Below are 18,541 nucleotides of genomic sequence, written 5' to 3'. Positions count from 1 at the left end.
ACGACGTCGGCCGAGATCACTTTCGACCGCTCGCCCCGTGCTCAGAGGAGTTTCGCGAGCCGGGCCATCTCGGTGGGCGGGTCGATCACCGGCTGGATGAGCAGTTCGTCGATGCCGGCCTGTTCCAGAGCGGTGATGCGGGCGCGGAGGTCGTCGCGGGTGCCGACCAGGGCCAGCATGTTCATCAGCGAGGGCAGGATCAGGTCCCGGTCCGCCGGCGCGATGCGTCCGAGATAGCCGGAGTAGAGCTTGGTGTGCCGGTCGGGTGCGGTGGCGGTGGTGCCGCGCCGGTCGAGGAGTCGCCGCACCGCCTCGCGTTCCTCGGGGCCGAGTCGCCCGGCGAAGGCGTGTGCGTCGGCGGCGGTGTCGGCGGCGAAGGCCAGCAGCGACATCACGAGGTGGCCGGTCGCGTCCCGGGCCGCGTCGCCGTGGGGGTCCTCGTCTCCGTCGAGTACGTGCAGCGCGGTGACCGCGTAGGAGTCCGTACGGGTGCCGGGGACGCGCGGTGTGCCGTGGGCGGCGTGCCGGCGGGCGTCGTGCAGTGCCTGCCAGACGGCGGGGTCCGGCGTCATGGAGATCAGGCCGGTGCCGCGGCGGCCGGCGACGGCGGCGGCCTTCGGCCCGAGCAGCGCGGCCACGACGAACTCGATCGGGTCGGCCGTGTTCACGTGTCCGCCGGCGTGCAGGAACCGGACGTCGCTCACCCGGTCACCCTCGCGATACTCGATGCCGTGTCCGGCGCACAGGTCCTGCAGTGCCGCGGTGAAGCTCTCCAACGTGGCCGCCGTGGTCGGCCGCATGCCCAGCGTGCGCCGGGCGGTGTTCCCGGTGCCGACCCCGCAGATGATCCGGCCTGGCGCCAGGGCGTTGAGGCTGGCGAGCCCGCTCGCGGCGGCCGGGGCCGAGCGCAGCGCCGGTGAGGTCACGCCGATGCCGAGCCTGATGCGGCTGGTGGCCTTCGCACACAGCCCCAGGGCGACGAAGGGATCGCCGTGGACCATCGGGGTGTCGTAGACCCAGAAACTGTGCAGGCCCGACTCCTCGGCCTGCACGGCGAGGTCCTCCACCCCAGGGCGTGCGGTGACCACGACGCCTGCGCGCATCGCAACCTCCCAGGTTCAAGGGATCGAACCGAACGTACTCAGCCTGACATCAAGCGGCGGATCGAGCACGTCGATACCGATCCGCCGGTCATGCGCTGGCCGCCGGGTCAGCAGCCGCAGGCGGCCGCGATCGGCGCGGTCAGGGGCGTCGGCGTCGCGGCGCGTTTCCATGCGCCACCTGGAAGAGGTCTCCGGCCGAATCGGCGGCCCGGGCTCCGTCACGACCAGCGTCGTGCACTCGTCCCCGCTGCCCCGGCGCGCTGTCGGCCACTGACGCTCCCGACGATCCGGCCTGCCTGGGCACCTAGAGGATGAAGGTGAACAAGGGCGAGCCGGGCGGGATGCGCTCCACCGTGAGCGGGCCGGCCTTCAGCCGGGACAGGAGGCTGTCGAGGTCGCCGGCCTGTTCGAGTTCGATGCCGACGAGCGCCGGGCCGGTGTCGCGGTTGTTCTTCTTGATGTACTCGAAGGCGATGATGTCCTCGCCCTCACCCAGCACCTCGTCCAGGAAGTGGCGCAGGGCGCCGGGACGCTGCGGGAAGGTCACCAGGAAGTAGTGCCGCAGCCCGATGCTCACGAGCGACCGTTCCAGCACCTCGTTGTACCGGCTGACGTCGTTGTTGCCGCCCGACACCACGCACACCACCGGCTGTCCGGAGGCGTAGGGCAGGAGTTCGCGGGCCGCGGCGCCCGCGAGGGCCCCAGCGGGTTCGGCGATGATGCCGTCGTTCTGGTAGAGATCCAGCATCTCGGTGCACACCGCGCCCTCATCGACCGTGACGATCTCGTCCACGAGCTCCTTGACCAGGGGGAACGTGAGGCTGCCCACCCGGCCGACGGCGGCGCCGTCCACGAAGGTGTCCAGTTCGGGCAGGGCGATCGGTCCGCCCTCGTCGAGTGCGGCGCGCATGCCGGCCGCGCCGGCGGGTTCGGCGCCGACGATGCGGGTGGCGGGTGAGTGCTCGCGCAGCCAGACGGCCATGCCGCTGATCAGGCCGCCGCCGCCGACCGGGACGACGACGGTGTGCGGCGCCTGCCCGCACTGTTCCAGGAGCTCCAGGCCCACCGTGCCCTGCCCGGCCATCGTCCTGACGTCGTCGAACGGGTGAACGTAGATCGCGCCGGTGTGCTCGCTGTCGGTGTGCGCGGCGCTGCTCGCCTCGTCGTAGGTGCCGCCGCGGACCACGATCTCCACCCGGTCACCGCCGAGCGCCGCGATGCGCTCGCGCTTCTGCCGCGGCGTGGTGGACGGGACGTACACACGTCCGCTGATCCCCAGCCGCGCGCACGCGAACGCGACACCCTGCCCATGGTTGCCCGCGCTCGCGCAGACCACGCCACGCCGCCGCTCCTCCTGCGTGAGCGAGGCGATCAGGTTGAAGGCGCCGCGTACCTTGTAGGAGCGGCAGACCTGCGCGTCCTCGCGCTTGAGCAGCACCTGGCCGCCGAGCAGGCCGGACAGCCGCTCGTTGGGCTCCAGCGCGGTACGGCGCACCACCGGCCGCAACCGTTCGGCCGCCTGGCTGATCATCGCGGCGGTGAGACGGTCGGACATGGGTACTCCTGGCCTTTGCGGTGGATCAGGGGACGGTGACCGGGCGGCGGCCGTCGCCCGGCGGCGATCCCACCGGGCCGACGGATTCCGCCGGAGGAAGCTCGGGCGCGCAGTGAGTCGACCGGTGTGCCACCAGGTCACGGTGCCGGCGCGGCAACGTCGCGGGCGTCACGAAGGATACCCGCCATGACGCTCGTGACAGCAACCGCGACAGCACGGGCGAGGAGGACACGAGCCCGGGAAACGCCGTCATGCCTGGGAGGACGGCGCCGGCGCGAGGAGGTGCCGGCGGTTCAGCCAGCCGGCGATGGCTCGGCCGATGGCGTGCGGCTGGTCCTCGGGGGCCTGGTGGCCGGCGGGTCCGATGCCTTCGATCTCGAGGGCGGCGATGGTCCGGCGGGCCCATTCCACGATCTCGGGGGAGGCGATGCCGACACCGTCCTGGACCGTGAGGAGCAGTTTGGGTACCTGAGGGCTGGTGGCGAGCCATTCGCCGTAGGCGTCCATGCGCTCGGCCACATCGGCCGGTTCGCGGTCGTAGGGGATCTCGCGGGGCCACTGGAGCAGCGGACGGCGCGCGGCCGGGTCGAGGTAGGGCGCGCGGTAGACGTCGTGGTCCTCCGGGCTGAGGCCCGTCCTGATGGCGAAGGGGTGGGGCAGGGCGTACTCGATGGCGGCGTTCTCCTCCAGCAGCAGCCGCTCGCCGAGCCCGGGGGTGCGCAGCGCCTGGGAGTGGTCGATCACGTCCTGCGGCAGTTCCGCCCACATCTGCGGTCGCAGGAACGTCTCCAGGAGGGCGACGCCGCGCACGCGGCCGGGGTGGCGGGCGGCACGGTCCATGGCCAGCGCGCCGCCCCAGTCGTGGCCGACGAGCACCACTTCCTCCAGCCCCATGGCTTCGAACCAGGCATCCAGGTAGCGGGCGTGGTCGGCGAAGCGGTAGCCGATGTCGGGCTTGCCGGAGGCGCCCATCCCGATCAGGTCCGGGGCCAGCACTCTGGCGTGATCGGCGACGTACGGGATGACGTTGCGCCAGACGTAGGACGAGGTGGGACTGCCGTGCAGGAACACCACGGTCGACCTCCCCTCCCCGGTCTCCGTGTAGGCGAGATGAGAGTCCATGACGGCGACGGTGTGCATGATCGTTCAGTCCCTTTCGACGAGTCGACGCCTGGACTCTAGATACGCATTCTCCCAACTGTCAACATCCCAACTAATCTCTCTGCAACCGTCCTCATCGGAACCATCAGCCTGCTAGCATCGCGCCAGGAGGTGAGGCTCGTGCCCGACCAGGCGGGGAACGCCGTCGACGACGAATCCGGACCGCTGCACGCGACCACCGGTCACCTGATGCGCCGCGTGTTCACCACCGTCACCGCTCATGCCATGCAGGACGGGCCACAGTCGCGCGAGTTCGTGGTGCTCGACATCCTCGCCGACGAGGACGCCCCCTCCCAGCAGGACCTCGGCCATCGGCTCGGAATCAACCGCACGATCATGGTCAGGTTGCTCGATCGGCTCCAGGAGGCGGGCCATGTCGTGCGCACCCGCAATCCGGCCAACCGGCGCACCTACGTGCTGTCGCTGACCGAGGCGGGCCGCAGCGCGCTGGACGGCATGCGCCAAGCCGTCGCCGACCGCGACGCCCAGCTCACCGGCGCGCTCACCGGGCCCGAACGGCTGCGCCTCATGGCACTGCTGACCAAGCTCGTCGCCGACGACGGGCCCTCCCCCATCCACAGCATCGAGCACCTGATCGCCCAGGCCCACTACCGGCTACGCCGTCTCGGGGATCATCGGCTCGCGGCGTACGACCTGCGTACCCGCCACTTCGCCCTGCTGCCCGCCCTGAACCGGCTCGGCCCCTGCCCGCAGGAGCAACTGGCCCGATACCTGCACCTGACCGAACCGGCCACCGCATCACTCATCGAGGAACTGGTGCAGGCCGGCCTCGTGTCCCGCGGCCAGGATCCGCATGACCGGCGTCGCTATGCCCTCCAACTCACCGACCTCGGCCGCGCCCGCGTCCCCGCGGTGCTCGAAGCCCTGGAGAGCATCGAGCGCGACATCGACGACCTCCTCGGCCCGCCCGCCGCCCGAGAACTTCGCGCCCTGCTCGCCAAGCTCCTGCCGTAAGGCGGCGGCGGCCGGGTTCCCGCGTCGATGACCGGCTTCCAGGCGGTCACCCGGCACCCCGGCTCGCCGTTCCAGCGCTCGGGGTCCGGGTGCGGCGCGAGGTCGTCCAGCACCGCGAGTTGCGCGTCGAGCAGCCGGTCATCCGGGACGGCGGGACGGCGCCGTCGCGGGCGAAGCGGCTGCCGTCGTGGAGCACGCTGGAGCCGCCGCCGTGCGGCCATACCATGACCGGCCGCCCCGGCCTTTGAACGCGGGCACCCCGCCATCGGTACTCCCTCGGACGAGCCCGGAGCCGGTGGCGACCAGGCGCCCGCTCAGGCCGCCCGCCGCCAGGCCCGCGCGACGACGACCGCCCCGGCCACGACCGGGAGCAGCCACAGGGTTCCGTACAGGACGGGGACGACCCGGTCGTACGCGCCGCCCGAGAGCGTCAGGTTGACCAGCGCGACGCAGGCGCCCAGGGAGAAGAGGGTCGTGGCGAGCGCGCGCACCCGGCGTCCCCCGGCCGCGGCCCGGATCGTCCAGAGCCAGCCGGCGACGCCCAGCACGCCCGCGACGGTCAGGTAGCTCACGATGGCGTCGTGATCGGCCGCGACCAGCTCCGGCGGCCAGTCGGGGTAGGCCGCGCGCACATGGCCCGTGAGGCTGTCGGCGGTGACGAGGTCGAGGAGCGGCACGAGCGTGACGAGCACGCTCAGCGCGAGTCCCGCGTACAACACGAGCGCCGAATTCTTACGATGTATGTTTTCCATGAGCCCACTATACTTACGCCGTAAGAATCCGCGACGCGAGGAGGGTCACCATCCAGAATGGGACGGTGAACGTTCCTATGGCCGGTCCTGGCTCACCGGCATCATCACCTCGGGTCCGTCCTGTCGATGACCGACCTGGCCTGGAACTTCACGTCTACCGCGTTACGAAGTACGACCCGGCCGACCGCAATGAAGCCGGCCACTACGTCGGCCACGAAGATGTGAACAGCGACCACGGCCCCGTGGAAGCGGCCTACCTGGCGTCTGTGGCCGCTTTCGCCGAAGAGAGCGGCAGCACCCACCTCGCCATCCGAGACCCTGGGGTGACCGGCTTCGTCAGCTTCGGTACGGAATCGCCGATCGACGGCCACGGCCTGGCCGGGCTGTTCCCACCCGACCTGACGGGTTACCACGACGGCGCGCAGGTGCCGATGTCCGTCGCCCTGGAGCTGGTCCGGGCGATGCTGCGCGGCAACGGTGCCTGGTGCCGCCTGGAGGCCGAGGACCGGTTCTTCGTCCACGTCGGTGACGACCAGTACGTCTACGTCGGCAGCGCGTTACCGTGCCCGCACGCGTTGGCGCTCACCCACCGGCGCGGGCTCTTCGCCGAGCCGATCGACCGGTCGCCGTACGACCCACGACTCGATGAAGACGATCCTGCACGGCGGCGCCCCGCCGACGACGCGTTCTGGGCCGAACTGGACGCTCTCCTCAGCAGGAGAGGTGCGGTGCTGCTTGAGGAGGGCCATCTATCCAACGCCTCACGCTGGCACCACATCACGCTCGACGACGTCGCCCTGACGCGGACCCGGCTCGCCCCACGGGCCAAGCTGCTGATCTGGCCCGACGGCCTTTCGACAGACGTCGACGCCGCCCTTGCCGGCCTCCCCGACGACGGCCTCGTTGAGATCGTCTGGCAGCACTCTCGGGGACACCTCACGAGTCTGATGATCGACGACGCCACCTGCCCGGCACTGCCCGCCATGCTGGCCGAAGCTCACGCGGTCATGGTTCTCCCCGGCTACGCCGACGAACGGACCCCGCTGATGACCGCCGTGCTACCCGACCCCGATGGCGTGCTCCGCGCACGATGGACGCCCTGATGCGCACCACCCAAAGGGGCGTCCGGGGCCGGGGGCTCGGGCTTCAGCGAGGCGGGCGTGGATCGCGGGGCGTTGCGGTGAGCAGCGCCGCCAGGTCGAGGTGGTCGCCGTGGATGTCGGCGAGCCATGGGGAGTGGATGTACTCGAAGGCGTAGGTCCGGGTGTCGAGCAGGCCGATGCTGCCCGGTGCGATCCGTTGCCGGGGGTTGATCGGCAGGGAGTCCCGTCTTCTGACCTTGGGTGGGACGAGTTGGGCAAGCGCATAGGAGGTTGTCGCGCCATAGTGGCGTGGGCCGTTCTGATGGTGGTAGTGGCCGCTGACGTGCAGGCGGGGTTGTAGGCGCTCGATGAGTTCGGTCAGTTTCCTCGACCCTTGGGTGATGCCGCGCCAGGACGACATGCCGTAGGGGCCGTCGTGGGTGCCCAGGATGTCCACGCTGCCGGGTTCGACGGTCATGAGCCGGGTGTGGGCCTCATGGTCGAGATCCATCGACTCCGGCCATTCGATCTTTCCGAGGAACGCGATGCGTTGTCCTGCGATGTCGGTTATGTGCCCACAGGCCGTGTGGTGAAATGCGCCGAGGGGATCGACCGGGGTCACGGCGGCGGCGTCATGCAGGCCGGCGAGCCATCGATGATCCTCCCTGGATCACGGCGTCGAGCTCGACCGCCTCGCGGCGGGCGAGCATGACGGCTCCGGCCAACGCGTGCACCACACAACCGTGGACATCGCCGAAGAACGCGATCTTCATCGCCATGCTCCGCTGGTCTCTCGGAAGAGGTCTGATCAAGAACGTTATCCGAGCGGCGGCCGGCCACGAGCTGGCGTCCTCCGCACGGAGGTGTTCCATCGAGCGGCCCGGCCGGATCAGCGCTTCATCGCGCCCTCGGCCGCGGCGTCGGCAGCGGCGGCGATGGCGGTGCCCGCGATCTCGAGGCGGCGAGCGAGCTCTCGTTCCTTCATCTTGTCCGTCGTCAGTTCGCCGGTGAAGATCCCGGCGATCTCGTACTGGTACATCCTGCGCACCGCGCCACCGGCCTTCTTGGCCGCCAGGGCGTCTCCTACGGCTGCCGACGGTTTCGACGCCAGCGCGCACACGGCTTCGTCCAACGCCTCGATGCCCTCGATCACCTGGTCGAGCAGCGGGACGAATCTGATCTGCCCAGGTATCCGATACAGGTGGGCTCCCCTGACGAAGTCACGCAGCGCGTCGAGCACGTCGTCGATGGCGCGCGAGAGCCGGAACAGGTCCTCCCGGTCGATCGGGGTGATCAGGACGGACTCCAGCTCCGCCACCAGCCGGGCCCGCTGGGTGTCGCCGAGGTGCTCGATCGTCCGCATCTGCTCGTGCGCCCTGGTGTGGTCGATCTCGCCCGCCACCATGGCCAGCGCGAGCCGGGCGCCCTCCTTGGTCGCCCGGAGTTGTCCTGCCAGAGCCTTCGTCAGCGCGGTGTCCATGCGCCCGGCCAGCAGATCACGAACCCGGCTCAGGCGCCTCATACGACCATCCTCCATCCGAACGCCGCCAGCCCCGCGAGCAGGGCGCTCGTCGGCAACGTCAGCAGCCAGGCCAGCACGATCCGGACGGCCGCGTGCCAGCGCACCCTGCCGCCGCCCTCCGCCATCGCCGATCCGATCAACCCGCCCGCGACCGCCTGGGTCATGCTCACCGGCATGCCGGCCGCGGCGCAGCCGATCACGGTGAGGCCGGAGCCGGCCTGGGCGGCCACGCCGTACCGGGGCCGGACCGAGGTGATCTCGATGCTCAGCGTGCGGCCCGCTCTGGGCAGGCCGTACAGCGCTCCGACGCCGAACAGGGTCGCGGTCGTCAGCGTGACGGCAGGCGGCGCATCCGGGACGCCCAGCGCGAGGATGAAGACGGCCAGCATCTTCTGGCCGTCGTTGGCGGCGTAGGCGAGGCTCTGGACGGCGAACCCGGCCCAGTGCCAGCGCGCCAGCCCCCGGCTCGCGGTCACGGCGCCCAGCAGCCGCGACACCACCGGCGCCACCAGGGCCCCGGCGAACGGCGCGGCCAGCCCCACCGCCAGCACGAGCACCACCGGCCCGGCCGCCACGGGCATGCCCCAGCCGATCCCGGCCCCGGTGAGTCCTCCGACGATGGCCAGAGTGAGGCTGGTGGGTTTGCCGAAATGACTGAGGGTCAGGACGACGACCAGCGCCGCGATCACCGCGACCGCCAGGACGTGCCGGGCGTGCGGGCCTTGCGGCGTGGCCAGGCGCCGGGTGAAGGTCTGTGCCACGTCCTGGGTGAGCAGGGGGACCAGCGCGTTCATCGCGACGAGCACGGCGATGCCGGTCCGTGGCCGTACCGTGGGCAGCTTGTGGCCGGGGGCCAGCAGGGCGCCGCCGTCGTTGACGCCCGCGACCAGGGCGAAGACGGCCGCGAGCAGAACCTCTAAGGACATGGGAGGCTGCCTTCTCCCGTCACAGCCCGAGCCGTTCCCGCTCGACGTGGTCCAGCGCCATGCGTACCGCGCCGAGTGCGATGCTCTCCTCGCCGAACGTGGACAGCGCGACCTCGGGCGGGTTGAGGCACATCTCGGCCAGGTGCGCCCGCATCCGTTCGAGCAGCAATTCGCCCCCGCGCGAGAATCCACCGCCCACGACGACCAACTCGGGGTCCACGACGAGAACGAGCGCCGACGCGCCACGTGCGAGCCCGTGCGCGAGTCTGTCCACCACCGAGAGCGCCTGCTCGTCGCCTGCCTGCGCCGCCTGGAAGATCTCCTCCGCGTCGCGTCCGGCCTTGGCGAGCACGACGGACGAATCCTCCCAGCCGGTGAGCGGCAACCTGCCGAGTTCGCCGGCGCTGCCGGTGCGGCCGGCCCGCAACCGGCCGTCGAGCAGCAGGCCGTGCCCGGCCCGGTAGCCGGAAAGCACGTAGACCAGGTCCTCGACGTGCCGTGCGCTGCCCCGCCAGTGCTCGGCGACGGCCGCGAGGTTGGCGTCGTTGGCCGCGAACCCCGGGCAGCCGAACCATCGTCCCACCTGGCCGCCGAGGTCGAGCCCGGTCCAGCCGGGGATGAGGTGCGAGACCGACACCCTGGCGGACCGGTCCACGACGCCCGAGGTGCCCACCGTGGCCGCCCACACGCCGCCACGGGTCAACCCCGCCGCCTCCACGCACGCGGTGGCGGCTCGCTTGGCCAGCGCGAGGCGTTCGGCGGCGGGCATGTGCTCGTCCGCGTCGAGCCGCCGCTCCTCGATCACGTCGCCGTTGAGGTCGGCCAGCATGGCGAGGATCCGCCGTGGCCCCACGTCCAGGCCGACGACGTGACCCGCTTCGGCCCTGAACCTGAAGCGCCGGGCCGGCCGTCCCGCCTTGCCCTCGGTCGGCGCGGACTCCTCCGCGAGCCCTCGTTCGGTCAGGTCGGAGAGCGCCACCTCGGCGGTCTGCCGCGACAGGCCGGCGGCCCGCGCGAGCTGCGTCAGCGTCTGAGCCCCGCCTTCACGCAGGGCGTGCAGGGTCGCGCGGGTGTTGAGGCGGCGCAGCAAGGCGGTGTCGTTAGTAATACCGAGAGTTCTCATAAGGCCCCTTGACGGTAGGACTGGGCAAACTCTAGCTTTACGTCGCGTCTTCTCATAATTGGAGTGCAGAACATGCGGCAGGTTGATCTGGCCCTGGTCGGCGCGGGCGACCGGGGGACGAGATACACGAGGTACGCGACGACGGACGGCCGTGCCAGGCTCGCCGCCGTGGCCGAGCCTGATCCACGGCGCCGGGAAGGATTGCTCGCCGAGCACCCGGGGGCCGTCGGCTTTGACGACTGGCGGGAACTCGCCCAGCAGCCACGGCTCGCCGACGCGGTGGTGATCGCGACATTGGACGCCAACCACGTGGAACCGGCGGTGCGCTTCGCCGAACTCGGCTACCACATCCTGTTGGAGAAGCCGATGGCCATCCGGCTGGAGGACTGCCGGAGGATCGTCGCAGCCGCCGAACGGGCGGGTGTGTTGTTCGCCGTCTGCCACGTGATGCGCTACACGTCCTACACCCGTGGGGTGAAGGCGGTGCTCGACAGCGGGCGGCTCGGCGAGATCGTCAACATCGAGCACCTGGAGCCGGTCGGCTGGTGGCATCACGCCCACTCCTATGTGCGGGGCAACTGGCGTCGTGCCGATCAGGCCACATTCATGCTGCTCGCCAAATCGTGCCACGATCTTGACTGGCTGACGTACGTGATGGGCCGGCGGGTCACCCGGGTGTCGTCGTTCGGCGGGCTGAAGCACTTCACGGCGGCGAACCAGCCGGAGGGTGCGGCGGATCGCTGCCTGGACTGCGCCGTCGCGGACACCTGCCCCTACGACGCCAAGCGCATCTACCTGCCCTTCGTGGGCAGCCAGGACCGCTGGCCGCTGGCCGTGCTGAGCGAGGACACGACGGAGGCGGCCGTGCTGCGCGCGCTGCGCGAGGGCCCCTACGGCAGGTGCGTGTACGCGTGCGACAACGACGTGGTCGACCACCAGGTGGTCAACCTGGACTTCGACGGCGGGGCCACCGCCTCGTTCACGATGACCGCCTTCTCCCCGAAGTCGCCCCGCAAGACCCGCATCTTCGGCACGCGCGGCTCCCTTGAGGGGGACGGCGCCCGGCTCACCGTGACCGACTTCGTGACCGGAGCCGTCGAAGTCATCGACACGAAGCCGCCCAAGGACGGGCACAGCGGCGGTGACCAGGGCCTGGTCACCGCGTTCCTGGACGCCCTCGCCCGCAACGACCCGGCTCCGATCCTCTCGGACCCCCGTGAAAGCCTGCACAGCCACGAGATCGCGTGGGCGGCCGAGGAAGCCCGCCTCACCGGAACCGTCGTCACCCTGAAGGAACAACGATGAAGAAGACCCTTCTGCTCGCCTGCGCGCTGACGCTCGCCACGACCACCGCGTGCGGCGCCGGCGAAGAGGAAGCGTCCGCCGACGGACGCGGCCCGATCACCATTGTCGACACCCAGAGCCACGAGGCCGCGACCAGAAAGGTGATCGACGCCTGGAACGCGGCCCACCCCGATCAGAAGGTGACCCTGGACATCCAGCCCAAGGACGCCGACAGCCAGCGGCAGCGCCTCATCAACAACGCGCAGACCAAGTCGGACGCGATGGACGTCATCATGCTGGACGCGGTCTGGACGGCCGAGTTCGCGGCCAACCGCTGGGTGGACCCCGTCGCCGCCGGCACGTTCAAGGCCGACGAGTTCCTCGCGCCCACCCTGGCGACCGCCACCTACCGCGGCAATCTGTACGCGATGCCGTGGCTCACCGGGACCGGCCTGCTCTACTACCGCGGCGACCTCGTCGACAAGGCCCCCACGACCTGGGCCGAGATGAAGGAGACCTGTGCCGAGGTCCTGCCCGAGCACAAGGAGATGTCCTGCTACGCGGGCCTGCTCGACAAGTACGAGGGCCTGACCGTCTCCTTCGCCGAGGCCGTGCAGTCGGCGGGCGGCACCGTGGCCGACGAGTCCGGCGTCCCGCACCTGGACACCGACGCCGCCAAGGCGGGACTGACGTTCCTCGTCGACGGGCTCAAGAGCGGCATGATCCCCAAGGAGGGCATCACCTTCAAGGAGGACGAGGTCAAGAACGCCCTGCAGAGCGGCAAGGTGCTCTTCGCGCGCAGTTGGGCCTCGCTGTACGGCACCGCCAACGCCGCCGACAGCCCCGTGGCGGGCAAGGTCGAGGTCGCCCCCATTCCCGGCCTCGACGGACCGGGCAGCGGCACGCTGGGCGGGGCGAACCTGGCGATCTCCGCGTTCTCCAAGCGCAAGGAGACCGCGAAGGACTTCCTGACCTTCTTCACCTCGCCCGAGCAGATGAAGATCTGGGCCACGGTCAACAGCACACCCGTCGCCCGCACGGCGCTCTACGACGACCAGGAACTCGTCAAGCAGTACCCGTACCTGCCCTCACTGAAGCAGGGCATCGTCGCGGCCAAGCCCCGGCCGGTCGCCGTCAAGTACGGTGACGTGACCGCGGCCATCCAGAACGCCGTCTACCCGGCGTTGTCCGGCGAGGTGGCCGTCGAGCAGGCGCTGTCCGGGCTGCAGCAGCAACTGTCGGGGCTGCTCAAGCAATGAGGCGCGGCTCGCGGTGGTTCACCGCACTGATGATCTCCCCGACGCTGCTCGCCCTCGCCCTGGTGGTCCTGTACCCGCTGGTCGCGGCCGCTCGGGAGTCGATGTACGTCCGGGGCGAAGGCCTGGACGCCGACGGTTTCGTCGTCGAGGGCGAGCGGTTCGTCGGCCTGGCCCACTACGCCGAACTGGTCGGCGAGCGCTTCGTCAACGCCCTGCTCAACACCACGGTCTTCACCCTCGTCACGGTCACGCTGGAGACCGTGCTCGGCGTCGCGATGGCGCTGGTCATGCACAACGTGCTGCGTGGCCGCGGCGTCGTACGGGCCGGCATCCTCATCCCCTGGGCGGTGCCGACCGCCATCTCCGGCCTGATGTGGCGGTGGGTGTTCCAGGCCGACGGCGTGGCCAACGCCATCCTCGGCGAGAAGATCCTGTGGACCACCGAGGGCGTCCAGGCCAAGCTCGCCGTCATCATCGCCGACACGTGGAAGACCGCGCCGTTCGTCGGGCTGCTGGTGCTGGCCGGGCTGCAGATCATCCCCACGATGGTCTACGAGGCGGCGAAGGTGGACGGGGCGTCGGCCTGGCAGACGTTCTGGCGTATCACGCTGCCGCTGGTCAAGCCCGCGCTGGTGGTGGCGGTCCTGTTCCGCATCCTCGACGCGCTGGCCATGTTCGACCTGCCGTTCGTGATGATCGGCCGGGGCAAGCTCTCGGTGGAGACCCTGTCGGCCCTGGTCTGGGACGAGGCCACCCAGCTCAGATACGGGTCGGCCGCCGCCTACGGGATGGTGCTCATCGCGTACGTGGCCGTCGTGGTGTTCGTCTTCGTCCGCCTGCTCGGCGCCGACCTGCTCGCCGACACCCGATCAAGGAAGAGGACGGCATGAAGAGGGCCCTGGCGGCCGGGCTCGTCGTGGTGTACTGCCTGGCGCCGTTCTACTGGATGGTCGTCTCCAGCCTGCGGCGCACCGGCGACATCTTCGAAACCACGCCGTGGCCGTCGCCCCCGTCGCTGGAGAACTACGCGGCGGTGTTCTCCGGGCACAGCGACTTCGGCCGGGCGCTGCTCAACAGCCTGATCGTGTCGGCCGGCACCACCGTGCTGACGCTGACCCTCGGCATCTGCTGCGCCTACGCGCTGGCCCGGCTCACCTTCCGCGGCAAGAACCTCGTGCTCGGCCTCGTCATGGGCACCTCGATGTTCCCCGGCGCGCTGCTGATCGTCCCGCTGCTCAAGCTCTTCACCGAGCTGGGCTGGATCAACACCTACCACGCGATGATCGTGCCCAGCATGTCGTTCGCGCTGCCGCTGGCCGTCTGGACGCTCACCGCGTTCTTCCGCCAGATGCCGCACGAGCTGGAGCAGGCCGCCACGATCGACGGCTGCAGCCGCTGGGGCGCGTTCCGGCGGGTGATCCTGCCGATCGCCGCGCCGGGCGTGTTCACCACGGCCATCCTCGCGTTCTTCGCCACCTGGAACGAGTTCATGATCGCGCTCACCATGATCAGCAAGGCGGACATGCAGACCGCCACGGTGCGCGTGGCCCAGTTCGGCGGAGCCTCCGACTTCGACACCCCGTTCGGCACCCAGATGGCCGCGGGGGTCATCGTCACGATCCCCCTCGTGATCCTCGTCCTGGTCTTCCAGAAGAGGATCGTCGCCGGGCTCACGTCCGGCGCGCTCAAGTAACCCCGGAAAGGAACCCCCCATCATGAGCATCAGCAGGAGAGGTCTGTTCGGCGCGGGCGCCGTGGCGGCGGCCGGCGTCGGACTGGCCGCGATGCCCGCCTCCGCGACCGTGGAGAAGCGCAGGATCAGGCGCGGCGTCATCCGCGTGGCCTCCTTCAACATCCACTACGGCGCCGGCGCCGACAACGTCTTCGACCTCCGGCACACCGCCGAGATGATCGAGGCCATCGACGCCGACGTCATCGGACTGCAGGAGGTCGACAAGCACTTCCGCGCGCGCAGCGAGTGGCTCGACACCCCCGGCGAGCTGGCCAGGATGCTCGGCATGCATCATGCCTACGGCGCCAACTACGACCTGGACCCGCTGGAGCCGGGTCAGCCGCGCAGGCAGTACGGCACCGCGTTCCTGTCCCGTTGGCCGATCCTCGAATCGCAGAACACCCTCCTTCCGCAGTACGCCGGCAGCGAGCCGCGCGGCCTGCTGGAGGTCGTCGTCAACATCCAGGGCAAGCAGGTACGCCTGGGTAACTCCCACATGCAGCACACCAGCGACGCCGAGTGGCAGGAGCAGGCCGACGCCATCACGGCCCGGCTCGCCGGGTCGGCCCAGCCGGTCGTCTTCCTCGGCGACACCAACGCCGTACCGACCTTTCCCGGCATCAAGACCTTCACCGACCGCTACGACGACGTATGGGCACGGGTCGGCGTGGGCCCCGGCCTGTCGGCGGCCGACACGTGGCGCTTCGACTACGTCTTCGTGCCCAAGGGCACCGACGTGCGCTCGGCCTGGCTGGTCAGCACCGACGCCTCGGACCACCTGCCGCTGGTCACGGACCTGCTGCTCCCGTGAAGGACCTCTCCGTGCTCTCTCGGCGGCTGCGCACCGCGTTACTCGGCGTGGCGCTGGCCATGCCGATCGCGCTTCCCGCACAGGCCGCCGAGCACTGGACCGACGCCTGGGCCACCTCCCTGCACTCCTCGGCCGCCGCCGCCGTCCCACCCGCGTACGAGAACCAGAGCATCCGCATGGTCGTACGGATGCGCGGCGACGGCAACCAGGTGCGCATCCGGCTCTCCAACCTCCATGGCGACCGGCCGGTGACCTTCGGCAGCGCCACCGTGGCGCTGAGGAGCTCCGGTCCCGCGCTGGTCGAAGGCACCTCACGACGCCTCGCCTTCGGCGGCGAGCCCTCGGTGACGGTCCCGGCGGGTCAGGACGTCCACAGCGACCCGGTCGAGCTGAAGGTCAGGAGCGGCCAGGACCTGGCCGTCAGCATCTACCTCCCGGACGCCACCGGCCCGGCCACCTGGCATCGCTCCGCCGTGCAGACCAACTACCTCACGGCCGGCGACCATACCGCCGAGGAGGACGGCGGCTCGTTCAGCACCACGGTGCGAAGCTGGATCTTCCTCAACGCGGTCGCCGTCACCCACGGGCCCACCCGCGACACGCTGGCCGCGCTCGGCGACTCCGTCACCGACGGCTCCGGCACGGCCGTGGACGGGTTCGAGCGCTGGCCCGACTACCTGGCGGCCCGGCTCGCCGGCACCCCCGGACGCGATCCCGCCGTCGTCAACGTCGGCATCGGCGGCAACCGCGTCCTGGCCGACACCGCGCAGGACGGCCTGAGCGCGCTGAACCGGCTGGAGCACGACGTGCTCGTCCGCGACGGCCTGCGGTACGTGCTCCTCCTCGAAGGTACGAACGACCTGCGCAACCGCGCCACCGCCGGCCAGCTCGTCGCCGCCTACCGCCAGATCATCGACCGGGTCCAGGCCAAGGGCGTGAAGATCATCGGCGGGACGCTGCCACCGCTCAAGGGCAGCGCCGGCTACAGCGAGGCGCTGGAGGCCGAACGCCAGGCCGTCAACACCTGGATCACGACCGGCGGCGCGTTCGACGGCGTCGTGGACTTCGCGACCGCGCTGGCCGACCCGGCAGACCCACTGCGCTACCTGCCGGCCTATGACCGAGGCGACCACATCCACCCCAACGCCACGGGATTCGCGGCCATGGCCGACGCCGTGGACCTCACCCTGCTGCGCTGAGCACGGCCGGGCGGAACGCGAACGCCGCGTACCGCCCGGCCCTCGACGCGCGTGACACGTACCTGATCCCGCCGGAGCACCGGCCACCCGGGAAGTCCTGCGCGCCGCTGGTCAGTGGCCGGCCGGGCGAAACGTGATCCCGGCGAGACCGCGCAGGACGAGGTACTGACCTCGGAAGATCCCGTCCGCTCGCAGGAAGGAAGGAGATCCCGCAGCGTGCCGGACGCCTCCGAGAAGTTCACGGGCGGATGCCCGTATCCGCCCGGTGACCGGCCCGGCACCCGCCGACGAGGAGGCGATCCCGGTGAACTGCAGGGACATGGAGTCGTCGAGCGTCACGTTGCGGCGGGTCCTGCCCAGAAGTTGTGTCGCGAGCACCGCGGGCCCCGGAGGACCGGTGAGTTGATCATGACCGGAGTCCATCGCCAGGTAGAGGTCGTGACCGCACCGCCGGCTCGCCAGCCGTCTCGGGCCAGGGTGCCCTGATCGGGGGTCAGCCTCCCGGAGACGGCCCCGTCGCTCACCAGGACCGTCCGCTGCCGGGGAAAGCCCTCGTCGTCGATCGGTCCCGACGTACGGGGCTGGCTCGCGGGCTTCTACGCGGCGCTGTCCGCCGAGACCATGCCCGGCCCCGATGCGCCCGGCCCGCACTTCGTCAGCCCCGGCGCAACGCTGCGCGACCGGTTCCCCGGCGGCCGGCCGCCTTCCTGGCTCACCGAGGACGACCTGGAGGTGTACACCGGGGAGTTCGAACGTACCGGCATGACCGGCGCCCTCAACCGCTACCGCAACATGGACCGGCTGCGGCCCACTGGATCCAGCAGGAACGTCCCGAGGAGGTCAACCGCCTCCTGACCGAATGGCTCACAGCCCTGCCCGAGGCCCCGCTGCCTCCGCGCCGGACTAGTTGAAGCAGTCCTGCTTGTGCAGCGCGATGCCGTACTCGGTGACCTTGCCCTGCGTGACGGCGAACGAGTAATAGGCCTTCTTGTTACCGGGGACCGTGATCACATAGTAGTCGTGGGCGTTCTTCTTGATGTGCGGGTAGGCCGCCTTCAACTGCTTGGCGGTGGAACCGATCCTGATCCCTTGCGGGGTCTTCATGTCCTTCGCCGCGAAGATGGCAGCCAGTCCCACGTTCGGCGAGACGTAGATGCCCACAGAGTCCTTGGGGGTCGGGAACTTCTTCAGGTCCCAGCCGGAGCAACCGCCGCCGCCCGGCATCTTCTGGACGACGCCCCCGGTCGCCTTGGCCTGCTTGGCGGTCATGCCGAGCTTGACGGCGCCGTAACCGTAGGGACCCAACGTCGTCTTCGCCTGGGCGTTCGCCGCGGTGGCGCCGGAGACCAGCAGCGCGGCGGCGAGGAGCGCGGTCCCGATCATCGTCTTCTTCATACTCTGCTTTGACAGCGAACCGCCATGAAATGTTCGGAAAATGTGGGGAACACTGAGTCGTTTTCCTCCTCTTGCGGCGAACCGCTGGTCACAGCATGAACGCAAGGTCGACGTTCGTCTTCGGATGCCGGCGCGGTCGTGGCTGCGGCCGGCTCCCTGCGCGGGGGTCAGGATCGCGCACCACGCCGCGCTGTGCCGGGTCCTGCCCGATCCGCCGGGCTTGGGCGGCGTCCCCTTCGGGGAGCGGGTGGATCGTCCCAGGATTCAGCCGCGCCGCCGCACCAGCCCCAGGTCCAGCGCCGCCAGCACGGCGGAGGTGCGGTCGGAGACGCCCAGCTTCGCGTACACCCGCAGCAGGTACGTCTTCACCGTCGCCTCCCCGATGTACAACCGCCGCCCGATCGCGGCGTTCGTCAGCCCTTCCGCGACCAGCTCCAGGACCTCCCGTTCGCGCTCCGACAACGCGGGCGCCTCCCGCCGCGCGTCCAGCAGCCGGGCGACGGAGGGCGACAGCACGGTCTCGCCCCTGGCCACCGCCCGCACGGCGGCGGCCAGGTCGGCGCGGGAGACGTCCTTCAACAGGTATCCCGCCGCCCCCGCCGCCACGGCCCGCAGGATCTCCCCGTCGTCCTCGTACGTGGTCAGCACGAGCACCCGCTCCC

22 protein-coding genes are annotated in these 18,541 nt (G+C 70.5%); 10 read left to right on the top strand and 12 right to left on the bottom strand.

The features are described from left to right. Nucleotides 1-41 precede the first annotated feature (41 nt). The 4 genes from FAF44_RS34085 to FAF44_RS34070 form a co-directional block, all read right to left on the bottom strand. Nucleotides 42-1,103 (bottom strand): LLM class flavin-dependent oxidoreductase, encoded by a 1,062-nt coding sequence (locus FAF44_RS34085; protein ID WP_237107450.1) that lies wholly within the window; start codon nucleotides 1,101-1,103, stop codon nucleotides 42-44. Between the two features lie 15 nt (nucleotides 1,104-1,118). Further along, the gene (locus FAF44_RS34080) at nucleotides 1,119-1,274 is read right to left on the bottom strand and encodes a hypothetical protein (RefSeq protein ID WP_237107449.1); all 156 of its coding nucleotides are present in this window, start codon (nucleotides 1,272-1,274) and stop codon (nucleotides 1,119-1,121) included. 133 nt (nucleotides 1,275-1,407) lie between these two features. After that, complete coding sequence (ilvA, locus tag FAF44_RS34075) at nucleotides 1,408-2,658, bottom strand: threonine ammonia-lyase IlvA (RefSeq protein WP_237107448.1); 1,251 nt, start codon at nucleotides 2,656-2,658, stop codon at nucleotides 1,408-1,410. A 249-nt stretch (nucleotides 2,659-2,907) separates the two neighbouring features. Then, nucleotides 2,908-3,780 (bottom strand): haloalkane dehalogenase, encoded by an 873-nt coding sequence (locus FAF44_RS34070; RefSeq protein WP_237107447.1) that lies wholly within the window; start codon nucleotides 3,778-3,780, stop codon nucleotides 2,908-2,910. A gap of 159 nt (nucleotides 3,781-3,939) precedes the next feature. Here FAF44_RS34070 and FAF44_RS34065 point away from each other — a divergent pair, with 159 nt between their 5' ends. Both FAF44_RS34065 and FAF44_RS34060 read left to right on the top strand, forming a co-directional pair. Continuing rightward, the gene (locus FAF44_RS34065) at nucleotides 3,940-4,794 is read left to right on the top strand and encodes a MarR family transcriptional regulator (protein WP_237107446.1); all 855 of its coding nucleotides are present in this window, start codon (nucleotides 3,940-3,942) and stop codon (nucleotides 4,792-4,794) included. Nucleotides 4,795-4,883: 89 nt separating this feature from the next. Continuing rightward, nucleotides 4,884-5,042, top strand: coding sequence for a hypothetical protein (locus FAF44_RS34060; RefSeq protein WP_237107445.1), 159 nt, complete (start codon nucleotides 4,884-4,886; stop codon nucleotides 5,040-5,042). 66 nt (nucleotides 5,043-5,108) lie between these two features. Here FAF44_RS34060 and FAF44_RS34055 read toward each other — a convergent pair whose 3' ends face one another. Then, nucleotides 5,109-5,546 carry a hypothetical protein gene (locus tag FAF44_RS34055; RefSeq protein WP_237107444.1) on the bottom strand — a complete coding sequence of 146 codons (438 nt, stop codon included), beginning with the start codon at nucleotides 5,544-5,546 and terminating at the stop codon, nucleotides 5,109-5,111. 221 nt (nucleotides 5,547-5,767) lie between these two features. Here FAF44_RS34055 and FAF44_RS34050 point away from each other — a divergent pair, with 221 nt between their 5' ends. Continuing rightward, on the top strand, nucleotides 5,768-6,649 hold the full coding sequence (locus FAF44_RS34050; protein ID WP_237107443.1) for an RNA-binding protein: 882 nt from the start codon (nucleotides 5,768-5,770) through the stop codon (nucleotides 6,647-6,649). Nucleotides 6,650-6,692: 43 nt separating this feature from the next. On the opposite strand, the gene FAF44_RS34045 is transcribed toward FAF44_RS34050, so the two are convergent. The 5 genes from FAF44_RS34045 to FAF44_RS34025 form a co-directional block, all read right to left on the bottom strand. After that, the gene (locus FAF44_RS34045) at nucleotides 6,693-7,250 is read right to left on the bottom strand and encodes a hypothetical protein (protein ID WP_237107442.1); all 558 of its coding nucleotides are present in this window, start codon (nucleotides 7,248-7,250) and stop codon (nucleotides 6,693-6,695) included. 10 nt (nucleotides 7,251-7,260) lie between these two features. Continuing rightward, nucleotides 7,261-7,401 carry a hypothetical protein gene (locus tag FAF44_RS34040; RefSeq protein WP_237107441.1) on the bottom strand — a complete coding sequence of 47 codons (141 nt, stop codon included), beginning with the start codon at nucleotides 7,399-7,401 and terminating at the stop codon, nucleotides 7,261-7,263. 116 nt (nucleotides 7,402-7,517) lie between these two features. After that, nucleotides 7,518-8,150 carry a DUF47 domain-containing protein gene (locus FAF44_RS34035; protein ID WP_237107440.1) on the bottom strand — a complete coding sequence of 211 codons (633 nt, stop codon included), beginning with the start codon at nucleotides 8,148-8,150 and terminating at the stop codon, nucleotides 7,518-7,520. After that, nucleotides 8,147-9,076, bottom strand: coding sequence for an inorganic phosphate transporter (locus tag FAF44_RS34030; RefSeq protein WP_237107439.1), 930 nt, complete (start codon nucleotides 9,074-9,076; stop codon nucleotides 8,147-8,149). The genes FAF44_RS34035 and FAF44_RS34030 overlap by 4 nt, the downstream gene beginning before the upstream one ends. A gap of 19 nt (nucleotides 9,077-9,095) precedes the next feature. After that, a complete protein-coding gene (locus tag FAF44_RS34025; protein WP_237107438.1) occupies nucleotides 9,096-10,199 on the bottom strand; it encodes an ROK family protein in 1,104 nt (367 codons plus the stop codon). Between the two features lie 72 nt (nucleotides 10,200-10,271). Here FAF44_RS34025 and FAF44_RS34020 point away from each other — a divergent pair, with 72 nt between their 5' ends. The 7 genes from FAF44_RS34020 (at nucleotide 10,272) to FAF44_RS33990 (ending at nucleotide 17,339) form a co-directional block, all read left to right on the top strand. Then, nucleotides 10,272-11,504: a Gfo/Idh/MocA family protein gene (locus FAF44_RS34020; RefSeq protein ID WP_237107437.1), complete on the top strand. Its 1,233-nt coding sequence runs from the start codon at nucleotides 10,272-10,274 to the stop codon at nucleotides 11,502-11,504. After that, nucleotides 11,501-12,742 (top strand): ABC transporter substrate-binding protein, encoded by a 1,242-nt coding sequence (locus FAF44_RS34015; protein WP_237107436.1) that lies wholly within the window; start codon nucleotides 11,501-11,503, stop codon nucleotides 12,740-12,742. The genes FAF44_RS34020 and FAF44_RS34015 overlap by 4 nt, the downstream gene beginning before the upstream one ends. Then, entirely contained in the window at nucleotides 12,739-13,632 is an 894-nt protein-coding gene (locus FAF44_RS34010; RefSeq protein ID WP_237107435.1) for a carbohydrate ABC transporter permease, read from the top strand. The genes FAF44_RS34015 and FAF44_RS34010 overlap by 4 nt, the downstream gene beginning before the upstream one ends. Further along, nucleotides 13,629-14,435 carry a carbohydrate ABC transporter permease gene (locus tag FAF44_RS34005; protein WP_237107434.1) on the top strand — a complete coding sequence of 269 codons (807 nt, stop codon included), beginning with the start codon at nucleotides 13,629-13,631 and terminating at the stop codon, nucleotides 14,433-14,435. Before FAF44_RS34010 ends, FAF44_RS34005 begins: the two co-directional genes overlap by 4 nt. Before the next feature lie 22 nt (nucleotides 14,436-14,457). Beyond that, nucleotides 14,458-15,285, top strand: a complete 828-nt coding sequence (locus FAF44_RS34000) for an endonuclease/exonuclease/phosphatase family protein (RefSeq protein WP_237107433.1) — start codon at nucleotides 14,458-14,460, stop codon at nucleotides 15,283-15,285. Between the two features lie 11 nt (nucleotides 15,286-15,296). Next, on the top strand, nucleotides 15,297-16,484 hold the full coding sequence (locus tag FAF44_RS33995) for an SGNH/GDSL hydrolase family protein (RefSeq protein WP_237107432.1): 1,188 nt from the start codon (nucleotides 15,297-15,299) through the stop codon (nucleotides 16,482-16,484). A 621-nt stretch (nucleotides 16,485-17,105) separates the two neighbouring features. Then, the gene (locus FAF44_RS33990) at nucleotides 17,106-17,339 is read left to right on the top strand and encodes a hypothetical protein (protein ID WP_237107431.1); all 234 of its coding nucleotides are present in this window, start codon (nucleotides 17,106-17,108) and stop codon (nucleotides 17,337-17,339) included. Between the two features lie 48 nt (nucleotides 17,340-17,387). Here the strand turns inward: FAF44_RS33990 and FAF44_RS33985 are convergent, their stop codons facing one another. Further along, entirely contained in the window at nucleotides 17,388-17,867 is a 480-nt protein-coding gene (locus FAF44_RS33985) for a hypothetical protein (RefSeq protein ID WP_237107430.1), read from the bottom strand. Nucleotides 17,868-18,143: 276 nt separating this feature from the next. Further along, nucleotides 18,144-18,541: response regulator transcription factor (locus tag FAF44_RS33980; protein ID WP_237107429.1), on the bottom strand; the 398-nt coding region annotated here is incomplete at its 5' end.

Source organism: Nonomuraea sp. MG754425, assembly GCF_021699195.1.
GTDB lineage: Bacteria > Actinomycetota > Actinomycetes > Streptosporangiales > Streptosporangiaceae > Nonomuraea.
The sequence above is the reverse complement of the archived record's forward strand: the minus strand, read 5'-3'. Positions and strand labels throughout refer to the sequence as shown.